This is a genomic window from Shewanella electrica (assembly GCF_022321485.1).
Lineage (GTDB): Bacteria > Pseudomonadota > Gammaproteobacteria > Enterobacterales > Shewanellaceae > Shewanella > Shewanella electrica.
In genome coordinates this window covers 1-255 of the sequence record NZ_JAKOGG010000492.1, presented here as the reverse complement: position 1 = coordinate 255, position 255 = coordinate 1, and the positions used below count along the sequence as shown (strand labels likewise).

General features: G+C 51.4%; 1 protein-coding gene. It reads left to right on the top strand.

Annotated features, from left to right (window positions below):
• The coding region (locus tag L9G74_RS21285) for a class I SAM-dependent methyltransferase (protein ID WP_238898781.1) at nucleotides 1-255 on the top strand (255 nt) is incomplete at both ends.

Genomic DNA, 255 nt, shown 5'->3' with positions numbered 1-255 from the left:
GCCGAGAAGCAAAGGAAGGGCCGGTACATCGGCGTTGATATCAATGCCGATGTCGTCCTGCAGGCCAGACAGGCTATTGAGCATCGCCCGCAAATTGAAGTGCACCATACAAAAATGGAAGAGTGGGCCGGCCCTGCTGAGCCCGTGCATATGGTCATGATGAACAATATTCTTCACTACTATTCTCCCAACGACCGCGCTGACCTTTTTCATAGGACGGCTTCATTCCTGAAGAAAAATGGTACGCTCACCATC